The organism is Clostridium sp. BL-8, assembly GCF_002006495.1.
In the GTDB taxonomy this organism is placed as follows: domain Bacteria; phylum Bacillota; class Clostridia; order Clostridiales; family Clostridiaceae; genus Clostridium.
The window spans coordinates 1-14,812 of record NZ_LZZL01000113.1; the positions used below are offsets into that span (position 1 = coordinate 1).

The 14,812-nt window shown below is 33.2% G+C and carries 12 protein-coding genes and 1 other annotated feature; all 12 genes read right to left on the reverse strand.

Going from position 1 to position 14,812, the window contains the following annotated elements:
* Positions 1-218: 218 nt before the first annotated feature.
* A complete protein-coding gene (gene fusA / locus CLOBL_RS24360) occupies positions 219-2,285 on the reverse strand; it encodes an elongation factor G (RefSeq protein WP_077861385.1) in 2,067 nt (688 codons plus the stop codon).
* Positions 2,286-2,369: 84 nt separating this feature from the next.
* Positions 2,370-2,840, reverse strand: a complete 471-nt coding sequence (rpsG, locus tag CLOBL_RS24365; protein WP_009167809.1) for a 30S ribosomal protein S7 — start codon at positions 2,838-2,840, stop codon at positions 2,370-2,372.
* A gap of 151 nt (positions 2,841-2,991) precedes the next feature.
* Positions 2,992-3,369, reverse strand: coding sequence for a 30S ribosomal protein S12 (gene rpsL / locus CLOBL_RS24370; protein ID WP_009167808.1), 378 nt, complete (start codon positions 3,367-3,369; stop codon positions 2,992-2,994).
* Positions 3,370-3,625: 256 nt separating this feature from the next.
* Positions 3,626-7,162 (reverse strand): DNA-directed RNA polymerase subunit beta', encoded by a 3,537-nt coding sequence (rpoC, locus tag CLOBL_RS24375; RefSeq protein ID WP_077861386.1) that lies wholly within the window; start codon positions 7,160-7,162, stop codon positions 3,626-3,628.
* Between the two features lie 21 nt (positions 7,163-7,183).
* Positions 7,184-10,894, reverse strand: a complete 3,711-nt coding sequence (gene rpoB / locus CLOBL_RS24380; protein WP_077861387.1) for a DNA-directed RNA polymerase subunit beta — start codon at positions 10,892-10,894, stop codon at positions 7,184-7,186.
* A gap of 332 nt (positions 10,895-11,226) precedes the next feature.
* Positions 11,227-11,592, reverse strand: a complete 366-nt coding sequence (rplL, locus tag CLOBL_RS24385) for a 50S ribosomal protein L7/L12 (protein WP_077861388.1) — start codon at positions 11,590-11,592, stop codon at positions 11,227-11,229.
* A 48-nt stretch (positions 11,593-11,640) separates the two neighbouring features.
* Positions 11,641-12,144 carry a 50S ribosomal protein L10 gene (rplJ, locus tag CLOBL_RS24390; RefSeq protein WP_009167804.1) on the reverse strand — a complete coding sequence of 168 codons (504 nt, stop codon included), beginning with the start codon at positions 12,142-12,144 and terminating at the stop codon, positions 11,641-11,643.
* 36 nt (positions 12,145-12,180) lie between these two features.
* Positions 12,181-12,309, reverse strand: a sequence feature (ribosomal protein L10 leader region).
* A gap of 43 nt (positions 12,310-12,352) precedes the next feature.
* Positions 12,353-13,042 (reverse strand): 50S ribosomal protein L1, encoded by a 690-nt coding sequence (rplA, locus tag CLOBL_RS24395; RefSeq protein ID WP_009167803.1) that lies wholly within the window; start codon positions 13,040-13,042, stop codon positions 12,353-12,355.
* A 55-nt stretch (positions 13,043-13,097) separates the two neighbouring features.
* Positions 13,098-13,523, reverse strand: coding sequence for a 50S ribosomal protein L11 (rplK, locus tag CLOBL_RS24400; RefSeq protein ID WP_009167802.1), 426 nt, complete (start codon positions 13,521-13,523; stop codon positions 13,098-13,100).
* Positions 13,524-13,601: 78 nt separating this feature from the next.
* Positions 13,602-14,123: a transcription termination/antitermination protein NusG gene (gene nusG, locus CLOBL_RS24405; RefSeq protein ID WP_009167801.1), complete on the reverse strand. Its 522-nt coding sequence runs from the start codon at positions 14,121-14,123 to the stop codon at positions 13,602-13,604.
* A 39-nt stretch (positions 14,124-14,162) separates the two neighbouring features.
* Positions 14,163-14,393, reverse strand: coding sequence for a preprotein translocase subunit SecE (secE, locus tag CLOBL_RS24410; RefSeq protein ID WP_009167800.1), 231 nt, complete (start codon positions 14,391-14,393; stop codon positions 14,163-14,165).
* A gap of 48 nt (positions 14,394-14,441) precedes the next feature.
* Positions 14,442-14,591 (reverse strand): 50S ribosomal protein L33, encoded by a 150-nt coding sequence (rpmG, locus tag CLOBL_RS24415; protein WP_002583138.1) that lies wholly within the window; start codon positions 14,589-14,591, stop codon positions 14,442-14,444.
* Positions 14,592-14,812: the final 221 nt, after the last annotated feature.

Sequence of the window (14,812 nt, forward strand, 5' to 3'; positions counted from 1 at the left end):
CGTGTGGCTTACTTCTTTCATACTTTGCTTTTGCCATTATAATTTTCCTCCCTTTTAGACATTAATTTAAAGAATCTTTTCGTAAATATTATAACTTATAGATATTTTAATATCTATATTTATCATCTAAGTTTTTTACCATATTATATAAAAATTATTAAAATAAAATTTATTGTATATAATTTTAAAATAATATGGAAAAAACTATATATTTATGATTATTTAGCTCTTTGACCAGCTATTTGTTCTTGGATATTCTTTGGCACTTCGTCATAATGATCAAATACCATTGAATAAACACCTCTACCTTGAGTTCTAGATCTTAAAGTAGTAGCATATCCAAACATTTCTGATAATGGAACAAATGCTCTAATAACTTGTGCGCCATTAACAGCTTCCATTCCTTCCATTATACCTCTTCTTGAGTTGATGTCTCCGATAACATCTCCCATGTATTCTTCAGGAACTGTTACTTCAACCTTCATCATTGGTTCAAGAAGTACTGGATTTGCTTTAGCCATAGCATTCTTAAATGCCATAGATCCAGCAATCTTAAATGCCATTTCAGATGAATCGACTTCATGATATGAACCGTGAACTAATTTAACTTTGAAGTTAATAACATTGTATCCTGCTATTATACCATTTAAAGATGCTTCTTGAATACCTGCATCGATCGCTGGTATGTATTCTTTAGGAATAGCTCCACCTACAACAGCATTTTCAAATACATACTCTCCTTCAGTTGGTTCCATTTCAATTACAGCATGACCGTATTGTCCTTTACCACCTGATTGTTTAGCATATTTTGCTTCAGCTTTAACAGCACTTCTAATTGTTTCTTTATATGCAACTTGAGGAGCTCCAACATTACATTCAACTTTAAATTCTCTTTGAAGTCTATCAACGATTATTTCTAGATGAAGTTCTCCCATACCTGCAATAATTGTTTGACCTGTTTCTGTATCAGTCCAAGTCTTAAAAGTAGGATCTTCTTCTGCTAATTTAGCTAATGCCATTCCCATCTTTTCTTGAGCATCTTTTGTCTTTGGCTCAATAGCTACTCTTATAACTGGTTCTGGGAATTCCATTGCTTCAAGAATTATTGGACTATTTTCTGCACATAAAGTATCACCTGTTGTAGTATTCTTTAATCCAATTACTGCACCAATTTCTCCAGCCTCTAATGATTCAACTTCTGATCTTGAATTTGAATGCATCTTAACAAGTCTACCAATTCTTTCTTTCTTACCCTTTGTTGAGTTAAGAACATATGAACCACTTTGCATTACACCTGAATATATTCTTGTGAATGCTAACTTACCAACGAATGGATCAGTAGCAATCTTAAATGCTAAAGCTGATAATGGCTCAGTGTCTGAAGAATTTCTATGATCTTCTTCTCCATCTAATGTTGTTCCTTTTATAGCAGGAACATCTAATGGTGATGGTAAGTAATCTACAACTCCATCAATCATTTCTTGAACGCCTTTGTTTTTGTATGAAGAACCACAAATACAAGGATATATTTCATTAGCAATTGTAGCTTTTCTTAAAGCAATTTTTAATTCTTCAATTGTAATTTCTTCACCTTCTAAATATTTTTCCATTAATTCTTCATCTGTTTCAGCAATAGCTTCTATCATTGCGCTTCTGTACTCTTCAGCTTGATCAGCATATTCTGCTGGTATAGCTTCTTCTCTCATATCTTTTCCAAGATCATCATAGAATATAAAAGCAACATTCTTTATAAGGTCAACCATTCCTTTAAAGTTTTGTTCGCTACCTATTGGAATTTGAATTGGAACTGCATTTGCTTTTAATCTATCTTTAACTGTTTGCACACATCTAAAGAAATCAGCACCTGTTGCATCCATCTTATTTACATATATCATTCTTGGTACGCCATACTTATCTGCCTGTCTCCAAACAGTTTCAGTTTGTGGTTCAACCCCACTCTTTGCATCAAGAACTGTAACAGCTCCATCAAGTACTCTTAATGATCTTTCAACCTCAACCGTAAAGTCTACGTGACCAGGAGTATCTATGATATTAAGTTCATGTTCTTTCCAGAAACATGAAGTTGCTGCTGAAGTAATTGTTATACCTCTTTCTTGTTCTTGAACCATCCAGTCCATTGTAGCTTCACCATCATGAACTTCCCCTATTTTATGACTCACTCCTGTATAGAATAATATACGTTCAGTTGTTGTTGTCTTACCAGCATCTATATGAGCCATTATACCGAAATTACGGAATTTTTCTAAAGGATATTTTCTAGCCATTTATTTGTCCTCCTCTCAATGAGTAAATTTAATTTAATTTGACAAAACTGCCTTAGCATAAGCCAAAACAGTTTTATATATATATTAGTATCTGTAATGAGCAAATGCTTTATTAGCTTCTGCCATCTTATGAGTATCTTCTCTCTTCTTAACGGCTGCCCCTGTATTATTAGATGCATCTAATAATTCACCAGCAACTCTTTCACTCATTAGCTTTTCGCCTCTTTTTCTTGCTGCTATTAACATCCATCTTATTCCTAACGTCTGTCTTCTTTCTGGTCTAACTTCGATTGGAACTTGATAAGTAGCACCACCTATTCTTCTAGCTTTAACTTCTAGTAATGGCATTACATTGTTCATAGCATCCTCAAAAACTTCTAAAGCTTCTTTTCCGCTTCTTTGAGCTATTAATTCAAATGCATCGTAGCATATTTTTTGGGCAACACCCTTTTTACCATCTTCCATTATACTATTTATAAATTTAGTAACAACTTTTGAATTGTACACTGGATCTGGTAATACATCTCTTTTTGCAATATGTCCTTTTCTTGGCACTTTTCTTCCCTCCTTAACATTTTAAATTTAAGTTCATCGGTACTCGGTATTATTACTTTACCGCAAAGTGCTACACTTCTTACATCTATATAAACTTAAGTTAAAATCTATAATTTCTGTTGAAGATAAGCACTACTCTTCGTTAAAAAACCTATTTTTGTTTAGGTTTCTTAGCACCGTACTTTGATCTTCCTTGTAATCTGTTAGCTACTCCAGCGCAGTCTAATGCACCTCTTACAATATGGTATCTAACACCAGGAAGGTCCTTAACTCTTCCACCTCTTATAAGAACAACACTATGTTCTTGTAAGTTGTGACCTACTCCACCAATATATGCAGTTACTTCAAATCCATTTGTTAATCTAACCCTTGCAATTTTTCTTAACGCTGAGTTAGGCTTCTTAGGAGTTGTTGTTTTAACTACTGTACATACCCCTCTTTTTTGAGGACACTCTTTAAGTGCTGGTGCAGTTGATTTAACTACTGCTGATTTTCTGCCTTTTCTTACTAATTGGCTAATAGTTGGCATTTTTTCACCTCCTGAAATTCATTTATCTATCTTTAAATTAAGATAAAAGCTAATTTATTATATAACACTCATATATAATATGTTATATATTCTTATTAATTATGTCTAAACTCGAAATATAAATTAATATCTTTATTATAAGTTATCAATTCAATCACTAAATGCTCATATGAAATTCATTTGTGTGATTTTATATTTAAAATCACACAAATTGTATTTTATCATTTTACCTTATACATGTCAATATAATTAAATTCTATTCTTCAGCTGTTTCTGCAATACTTTCTTCAACTAATTCACTGTCTTTCTCTATATTTAATGATCTATATCTCATCATTCCAGTACCAGCAGGAATTAATTTACCAATTATTACATTTTCCTTTAATCCAACTAATGGATCAACTTTTCCTTTAATCGCAGCTTCTGTTAAAACTCTTGTTGTCTCTTGGAATGATGCTGCTGATAAGAAACTATCTGTTGCTAATGCTGCTTTAGTTATACCAAGTAAAGTTTGCTCTCCCTTAGCTTCTTCTCCTCCGAACTCTCTCACTCTGGCATTTTCTTCATAAAAATCAAACATATCTATCATTGTTCCTGGTAATAGATCCGTATCTCCTGATTCAAGAACCTTTATCTTTCTAGTCATTTGTCTAACAACTACTTCTAAGTGTTTATCATTGATATCAACACCTTGCAATCTATAAACTTTTTGAACTTCTGAAAGTAAATATCTTCTTGCTCCATCTATACCTTTTATGCTCATGATATCATGAGGATTTACTGATCCTTCTGTAATTTCATCTCCGGCTTCAATAACATCATTATCACTCACCTTTAATCTTGAACCAAATGGTATATCATAGCTACGTTCTTCCCCTTCTGGACTCATAACTATTACTGTTCTCTTTTTCTTTGTTTCTTCCATTCTGACACTACCTGCAATTTCACTTACTATTGCAAGACCTTTTGGTTTTCTAGCTTCAAATAATTCTTCAACTCTAGGTAAACCTTGAGTTATATCTGCTCCAGCAACTCCACCTGTATGGAATGTTCTCATAGTAAGCTGAGTTCCTGGTTCTCCGATGGATTGAGCAGCTATAATACCTACTGCTTCTCCTATATCAATCTTCTTAGCAGTTGCCATGTTCATACCATAACATCTAGAACAAACACCAACTTTGCAGCTACAAGTGAACACAGATCTGATTTTTACTTTCTTAATTCCTGCTGAAACTATCTTATCTGCCGCATACGGATCCATATATTCATTCTTTGAATGTAACACTTCCCCACTATTAGGGTCAACAATATCCTCTGCTGCGTATCTACCAATTAATCTTTCTCTTAATTCTTCGATAACTTCATTTCCTTCTTTTATTTCACTTACAACTATTCCTTCATCTGTACCACAATCTTCTTCTCTTACAATAACATCTTGTGATACATCAACAAGTCTTCTTGTTAAATATCCTGAATCGGCAGTTTTTAAAGCTGTATCAGCATTACCTTTTCTAGCACCATGTGTAGATGAGAAATATTCTAGAACATCTAATCCTTCTTTAAATGACGCTCTGATAGGTAACTCGATTATCTTACCTGATGGACTCGCCATAAGTCCTCTCATTCCTGCTAATTGCTTAATTTGTGACTTAGAACCTCTGGCTCCAGAGTCAGCCATCATGTATATTGGATTGAATTTATCAAGACTATCCATTAATGCATTAGCTACATCTTCAGTAGTTTGAGTCCATTTTTCTATAACTCTTTCATATCTTTCATCATCAGATATGAATCCTCTTTTATACATTTTCTCAATTTTTTCAACAGTTTCATCTGCTTCTTTAAGTAGATCATATTTAGCATCTGGAACTATTATATCTGAGGAAGCAACTGTCACAGCTCCAATCGATGAATAATGATAACCTAACGCCTTAATATTATCAAGCATTATAGATGTCTTTACTGGACCATGTTTCATATAACATTGATCTATTATCTTTCCTAGAGATTTCTTTGTAACTAAGAAGTCTACTTCTAAATCAAACATTTCGTCTTCATTTTCTCTATTAACTAAGCCTAAATTTTGTGGAATTGATTCATTAAATATAATCTTTCCAACAGTAGTCCTAATTATCTTAGACTTAATTTCACCATTCACTTTCTTAGTCATTCTAACGTTAATTGCAGCATGTATATTAATAGCCTTAACTTCATATGCCATTATCGCTTCTTCTTGACTAGAAAAAGTCATTCCAGCACCCTTAGCATTGTCTTTATCCATAGTTAAATAATATGAACCAAGAACCATATCTTGAGTAGGTACACAAACTGGTTTACCATCTGATGGTTTTAAAATATTTGTTGCTGCCAACATCAAGAATCTAGCTTCCGCTTGCGCTTCCACCGATAATGGAAGATGAACAGCCATTTGATCTCCATCAAAATCGGCATTATAAGCTGTACATGCTAACGGATGAAGTTTGATTGCTCTACCTTCTACTAATACTGGTTGGAATGCTTGAATACCAAGTCTGTGTAATGTAGGTGCACGGTTAAGCAATACTGGATGATCTGCAATTACTTCTTCTAATACATCCCATACTTGTGGTAACACTCTTTCTACCATTCTCTTAGCACTCTTTATATTGTGCGCTATTCCATCTTGTACTAGCTTCTTCATTACAAATGGCTTAAATAACTCTATAGCCATTTCTTTAGGAAGCCCGCATTGATACATCTTTAATTCTGGTCCAACTACAATAACTGATCTACCAGAATAGTCAACTCTCTTACCAAGTAAGTTTTGTCTAAATCTACCTTGCTTACCCTTTAACATATCCGAAAGTGATTTTAAAGGTCTATTTCCCGGACCAGTTACAGGTCTTCCTCTTCTACCATTATCAATAAGTGCATCTACTGCTTCTTGAAGCATTCTTTTTTCATTTCTTACTATGATATCTGGAGCACCTAAATCCAATAGTTTCTTTAATCTATTATTTCTATTTATTACTCTTCTATATAGATCATTTAAGTCAGATGTTGCAAATCTACCACCATCCAATTGAACCATTGGTCTTAAATCTGGTGGTATTACTGGTATTACATTAATCACCATCCATTGTGGATCATTTCCTGATTTTCTAAATGATTCTACAACTTCTAATCTTCTTATGATTCTTACTTTCTTCTGTCCTGTACTTTGCTTAAGCTCTTCTTTTAATTCCTTTGAGCCAACTTCCAGATCAATTTCAGCAAGTAGCTCTTGAATAGCTTCTGCTCCCATTCCTGCTACAAAGCTTTCATCACCATATTTATCTACAGCTTCTCTATATTCTTTTTCATTAAGAAGTTGTTTCTTTAATAGTGGTGTTTCTTTTGGATCTATTACTATATAAGATGCAAAATATAAGACTTTTTCTAAAGCTCTTGGTGACATATCTAAGATTAATCCCATTCTTGATGGAATTCCTTTAAAGTACCAAATATGAGATACAGGGGCAGCTAATTCTATATGCCCCATTCTTTCTCTTCTTACTTTAGCTTTTGTGACTTCAACTCCGCATCTGTCACAAACTATCCCTTTATATCTTACTCTTTTATACTTTCCACAGTGACATTCCCAATCTTTCATTGGTCCAAAGATTCTTTCACAGAATAAACCATCTCTTTCAGGTTTTAAAGTTCTGTAATTAATTGTTTCAGGCTTCTTAACTTCTCCTCTTGACCATTGCCTTATTTGTTCTGGAGATGCTAAGCCAATTTGTATTGCATCAAAATTATTTAATTCAAACAAGGGTAAATCCTCCCTTCAAAATTAGTGTTCATCATTAAAATCATCTAGTTCTAATTCAGTTTCAAGATCAGCTATATCAACGCTTTCGTCATAATCAATTTCATCCATATCTTCATCTCTATTTTGGTCATAACTATCGTCATCTAATATTTCTGGTTCAGGCACCATCATTTCTTCAGCACCTTCTATATTAACTTCTAAATTAGCCATATCTTCATCTACAAATTCTTTTAAAGTTACTTCTTCATGCGAGTCATCTAATACTTTAATGTCTAGACATAAAGCTTGAAGTTCTTTAATAAGAACCTTAAATGATTCTGGAACTCCTGGCTCAGGTATATTTTCACCTTTAACTATAGCTTCATATGTTTTAACTCTACCTACAACATCATCTGATTTAACAGTTAAGATTTCTTGTAGTGTATGTGCTGCTCCATATGCTTCTAACGCCCAAACTTCCATTTCACCAAATCTTTGACCACCAAATTGAGCTTTACCTCCTAAAGGTTGTTGAGTAACTAATGAATAAGGTCCTGTAGATCTAGCATGTATCTTATCATCTACCAAATGGTGCAATTTTAAGATATACATTATACCAACAGTTACAGGATTATCAAATGGCTCTCCTGTTCTACCATCATATAATATAGTTTTAGCATTTGCATTAAATCCAGCCTTTACTAAACATTCTGTAATCTCATCTTGAGTTGCTCCATCAAAAACTGGTGTAGCAATATGCCAGCCTAGGTGGCTAGCTGCCCATCCTAAATGTACTTCAAGTACCTGACCTATATTCATACGCGAAGGTACTCCAAGTGGATTTAAGCATATTTGAAGTGGTCTACCATCTGGTAAGAACGGCATATCTTCTTCTGGTAATATTCTAGATATAACACCCTTATTACCATGACGTCCTGCCATTTTATCTCCAACTGAAATCTTTCTTTTTTGCGCAATATAACATCTTACAAGTTCATTTACTCCAGGATTTAACTCATCCCCATTTTCCCTTGTAAATACTTTTATATCAACTATTATTCCAGCTTCTCCGTGAGGAACTCTTAAAGAAGTATCTCTAACTTCTCTAGCTTTTTCTCCAAAGATTGCTCTTAATAATCTTTCTTCTGCTGTAAGTTCAGTCTCTCCCTTTGGTGTTACTTTACCAACAAGTATATCTCCCGATCTTACTTCTGCACCTATTCGTATGATACCTCTGTCATCTACATCTTTAAGGGCATCATCACTTACATTTGGTATATCTCTTGTAATTTCTTCAGGTCCAAGTTTTGTATCTCTAGCTTCACATTCATACTCTTCTATATGCATGGATGTAAAGATATCTTCTCTAACTAACTCTTCAGAAATTAGCATCGCATCTTCGTAATTGTAACCTTCCCAAGTTATGAATCCCATTCTTATGTTTTTACCTAGAGCAATTTCCCCTAAGTCTGTCGATGGTCCATCTGCAATTACTTGATTCTTATATACTATCTCACCTGTATCCACTATAGGTCTTTGATTTATACAAGTTCCTGAGTTACTTCTCTTAAACTTTAATAGTTTGTAAATATCAGTTCCACCATCAGAATCTCTCTTGATTCTGATTTCAGCTCCTGATACATACGTAACAACACCTGCATTTTTAGCCTTTGGCAATACTCCAGAGTCTACAGCTGCCTTGTATTCTATCCCTGTTCCAACAATCGGTGCTTGTGGATTCAATAATGGAACAGCTTGACGTTGCATGTTTGATCCCATAAGTGCTCTTGTAGCATCATCATTTTCAAGGAATGGAATCATAGCTGTTGCTACTGATACCATTTGTCTTGCAGATACGTCTATTAAATCAACTTCATTAGCTGGAACAACCAAAACATCTTCCAAGTGCCTTACTGTAACTCTTTTTTCTATAAAATAGCCATTTTCATCCATCGGCTGCTTGGCTTGAGCAATCAGACATTGATCTTCTTCATCTGCAGTGAAATATCTTATTTCCTCTGTAGCTCTTGCATTTTCTTTATCTACAATTCTATATGGTGTTTCAATAAACCCATACTCATTAACTTTTGCAAAGGTTGCTAATGAATTAATAAGTCCTATGTTTGGACCTTCAGGTGTTTCAATTGGACACATTCTACCATAATGAGAATGGTGAACGTCTCTAACTTCGAAACCAGCTCTTTCTCTAGAAAGACCTCCTGGTCCTAAGGCAGATAATCTTCTTTTATGTGTTAATTCTGACAAAGGATTAGTTTGATCCATGAATTGCGATAATTGCGAACTACCAAAGAATTCTTTAATAGCCGCTGCTACTGGTCTTATGTTAATTAACATTTGAGGAGTTATTGCTTCTTGGTCCTGAATAGTCATTCTTTCCTTAACTACTCTTTCCATTCTAGATAAACCAATTCTAAATTGATTTTGTAGTAATTCTCCTACAGATCTTAATCTTCTATTTCCTAAGTGATCTATATCATCAACATAACCTATTCCATAAGCTAAACCTAATTCATAGCTTATAGTAGCAAATATATCATCTTTGATAATATGTTTTGGAATAAGTCTACTGATATTTTTCTTTATCTCTTCTTTAATAGTTTCTTCATCTGAAAAATTATCTAATATTTCTCTTAATGTAGGATAATGAACTAATTCCTTTACTTTCAAATCTGAAACATCAAAAGAAACTTGCTTCTTTAAGTCTACAAAATTGTTACTAATAACTCTTACAACTTTGTCTTCAACTAATACATCAGCTGATTTAATACCTGCATTTTGAATATCTTCAGCCATCAATCTGCTTATTTTTTGTCCTTTTTCCACCATAATTTCACCAGTTTGTGGATTAACTATGTCAGATGCAGCTATTTGATTAGCGATTCGTAAATTTAACGCAAGCTTTTTATTAAATTTATATCTACCAACTCTAGATAAATCGTATCTTTTTGCATCAAAGAATAATGTATCGATTAAAGATATAGCACTATCGACCGTTGGTGGTTCCCCTGGTCTTAATCTCTTATATATTTCAAGTAATGCTTCTTCTTTAGTCTTAGTATTATCCTTTTCTATTGAAGCTCTAAATCTTTCTTCTTCACCAAAGAAATCCAACAGTTCTTGATCACTGCCCAATCCCATGGCTCTTGCTAAAATAGTAATTGATAACTTTCTAGTTTTATCAATCCTTACATAAATTACATCATTAGAATCTGTTTCATATTCTAACCATGCACCTCTATTAGGAATTACAGTTGATGAATATAACTTTTTACCACTCTTGTCTATAGAGTAATTATAATATACTCCTGGAGATCTTACTAATTGACTTACTATAACTCTTTCAGCACCATTAATTACAAAGGTACCTTGCTCTGTCATCAATGGGAAATCTCCCATAAACACTTCTTGTTCTTTAATTTCACCAGTTTCATTATTTTGTAATCTAATTGAAACTTTCAATGGTGCCGCATAAGTTGCATCTCTTTCCTTACATTCTTCGACAGAATACTTGATATTTTCCATATCAAGCTTATAATCTACGAACTCTAGTACTAAATTTCCTGTGAAGTTTGTGATAGGATTAATATCATCAAATACTTCATGCAACCCTTCTCTTAAAAACCATTCATATGAATCTAATTGTACCTCAATTAAATTCGGCATTTCGGTAACATCATTAACCTTACCAAAACTCATTCTTGTTCTTTTTCCAACTTGGACAGGATGTACCATGAATTTTCACCCCTTAGTATAAAATAAACTAAAATAGCCAAAAGCATACTTTCCCTAAGGACTTTTGCTTTCGGACAGCGTCTTTTTATAGTATAACCATTATTCACCAGACTATACTCTTTTTTCAACTATAAATATATAATACTCTATAGTCAATAATACATTATATTATAATATCATATGGCATTTTTATTGTCAATAAATATTATTACAGAATTCTTTTCATTTATAAAGCTATATAAAATACTTATCTATCAACAAATATTTTATATAGCTTCATAAATGTAGTTTAAAAAAGGTGCTTTTTACAAGCACCTTTCAATAAAAACAAATTATTTAACTTCTGCAGTTGCTCCAACTTCAGCTAATTTAGCTTTCATATCTTCAGCTTCTTCTTTAGAAACAGCTTCTTTTAATGTCTTAGGAGCTCCATCAACTATTTCCTTAGCTTCTTTTAATCCTAATCCTGTTATTTCTCTAACTACTTTGATAACTTTAATCTTGTTATCTCCAGCACTTGCTAATACTACGTCGAATTCAGTCTTTTCTTCAGCAGCAGCTCCTCCAGCTACAGCTCCTCCAGCTACAACAGCAGCAGCAGCACTTACTCCAAATTCTTCTTCACAAGCCTTTACTAATTCATTTAAATCTAAAACACTCATTTCTTTTATTGCTTGAATTATATCTTCTCTTGTCATTTTTATAGCACCTCCGAAATTTTTTCTTAATTTTTCATTTTTTCTTAATTATTCTGCAGATCCAGTTTCCTTACTATCAGCAATAGCACTTAATACACGTGCAAAGCTTGATATTGGAGACTTGATACTTCCAAGAAGTTTTGCAATAAGAACTTCTTTTGATGGTATTGTAGCAAGTTGTTTAATCTTATCTACATCGTAGATTTCTCCTTCTACAACACCTGCTTTTAATTCTAATTTTTTATGATCCTTAGCAAAATCATTTAAAACTCTTGCTGGTACTGTTACATCTTCATAACCAAATGCAATAGACACAGGTCCTTCTAAATATTCTACTAAACCATCTAAACCTAATTCTTTAGCTGCTAAAGTAACTAAAGTATTTTTATATACCTTATACTCAACTCCAGCTTCTCTTAGATTTTTTCTAAGTGTAGTATCTTCTTCTACAGTTAAACCTTGATACTTACTAAGAACAATAGTTTTTGACTTTTCTAGCTTTTCCTTAATTTCAGCAACTTTTGCTTCTTTAAGTTCTCTGTTTTTATTCATTACTGTAGTCCACCTCCTCACAGTTTAAAACTGCTTCTTTCTATTAAAAAAGACCTTCCGCAGACATGGAAAGGTCTATAATAACATCTATTATAACTCACCTAGGTGGGTAGTATATCTTTATGCTTTCGCACCCACTGTCTACGGAAATAATATTCTCTTTTCACAACATTAAGTATTATACTACTTAATCTTACTTAAGTCAATATTAATCTAAAACTTTTGTAGGATTAACCTTTGCACCAGGTCCCATTGTGCTTGAAACTGATACTGATTTTAAATATTGGCCCTTAGCTGCTGCTGGCTTTGCTTTAATTAAAGCATCCATTAACGCAACGAAGTTCTCCTTTAACTTTTCAGTTCCAAATGATTTCTTACCAATTGGGCAGTGAACTATAGCTGTTTTATCTACTCTATATTCAACTTTACCAGCTTTAATTTCTTCAATTGCTTTAGCAACATCAAATGTTACTGTTCCTGATTTTGGATTTGGCATTAATCCCTTAGGTCCTAATACTCTACCAATTCTACCTACAACTCCCATCATATCTGGTGTTGCAACAACTACATCATATTCAAACCAATTTTCTGTTTGGATCTTTTGAACTAATTCTTCTGCTCCAACAAAATCTGCTCCTGCTTGTTGTGCTTCTGTAGCTTTATCTCCTTTAGCAAATACAAGCACTCTAACTGTTTTACCTGTTCCGTTTGGTAATACAACTGCTCCTCTTACTTGTTGATCTGCATGTCTTGGATCTACACCAAGTCTTACATGTAATTCAACAGTTTCATCAAAGTTTGCCTTTGCAGTCTTTAATGTAAGTTCTAATGCTTCTACTGGATTATATAATGCACTCTTATCTATAAGCTTTGCACTTTCAATGTATTTTTTTCCCATAATTTGCCTCCTCTGTGGTGTTAACGGTTTTGACCTCCCACTTATTTTTTACGAATTACTCTTCAATAGTTACTCCCATACTTCTAGCTGTTCCTGCAATCATTCTCATTGCTGATTCAACATTTGCAGCATTTAAGTCTGGCATTTTAGTTTCGGCGATCTTTCTAAGTTGATCTTGAGTTAACTTACCAACTTTTGTCTTATTAGGCACTCCAGAACCGCTTTCTAATCCTAATTCCTTTTTAATTAGAACTGCAGCTGGAGGAGTCTTTAGTATGAAGCTAAAAGACCTATCTTGATAAACTGTAATAACTACTGGTATTATTAAACCAGCTTGATTTGCAGTTTTTGCGTTGAACTCCTTACAGAATCCCATTATGTTTACACCATGTTGACCTAAAGCTGGACCTACAGGTGGAGCTGGTGTTGCCTTACCTGCTTGAAGTTGAAGTTTAATCATTCCAGTTACTTTCTTAGCCATTTTTGTTATTCCTCCTATTACTGTGGTATATACGAACTTTTTAGTTCTCCCACTTAATTAAAATTAGTTTACTTATAATTAAACTAATTTTTCAACTTGATTAAAGTCTAATTCGGCAAGAGTTTCTCTGCCAAACATATCCACTAAAGCTTTCACTTTACGTTTCTCTAAAATTATCTCTTGTATCATAGCTACTGAATCTCTTAATGGACCTGAGATAATTCTAATACTTTCCCCTATCTCTAAATCAATATCAACCGGTGTTTCTAACACACCCATTGATTCAACTTCTTCATCTGAAAGGGGAACTGGCTTAGATCCCGGGCCAACAAAACCTGTTACACCTCTTGTATTTCTAACGACGTACCATGCTTCATCACCCATTAGCATTTTTACAAGCACATATCCAGGAAATTTTTTCTTTAATGAGACCTTTTGTTTTCCATCTTTCTCTTCAATTACTTCTTCCATTGGTACTTGTATATCATGGATTAACGATTGAAGATTTCTATTTTCTATTGCTTTTTCTAAGTTCGCTTTAACTTTATTTTCATATCCAGAATACGTATGTACTACATACCATCTTGCTCTATCGCTCATACTTATCAGGTGATATTAATAAATCACCAAACCTCCCTTTTACTTCAATTTTAAAATCGCTTGGAGGAGTTTCTCGAAAATAGAATCCATTCCACCAACTAATATAGTATACATTAGTGTGAATACCATAACTGCAACAAAAGCTTTTTTCGTCTCATCTTTTGAAGGCCAAGTTATTTTTTTTATCTCTGCCTTAACATCTTTAAAAAAACTAACTAAGCCATTACCTTTAACAGCTTTTTCAGTTTTCACATTATCTTTTACTGACATATCTTCACATCCTTATTTTTAATAACTATATGTCATTACAGCAGCTGATTATTTAGTTTCTCTATGAAGAGTGTGCTTTTTACAGAATTTACAATACTTTTTCATTTCTAATCTATCTGGATCATTTTTTTTGTTTTTCATTGAATCATAATTTCTTTGTTTACACTCTGTGCATGCTAAAGTTACTTTTGTTCTCATGATTGTGCACCTCCAGTTTTTTCATATATATAAAACAAGAAATTTAATTTCTTATTCTTTACTAATTTGCGTAGCTTAAAATGTCACTTTTATACAATATCATAGAATATTTAAGTTGTCAATTATCCTTTAAATAGGACTAAGTTATAAAACTTAGTCCTATACCTTAATTTTATTATTCTACTATGCTAGTAACAACTCCAGAACCTACAGTTCTTCCA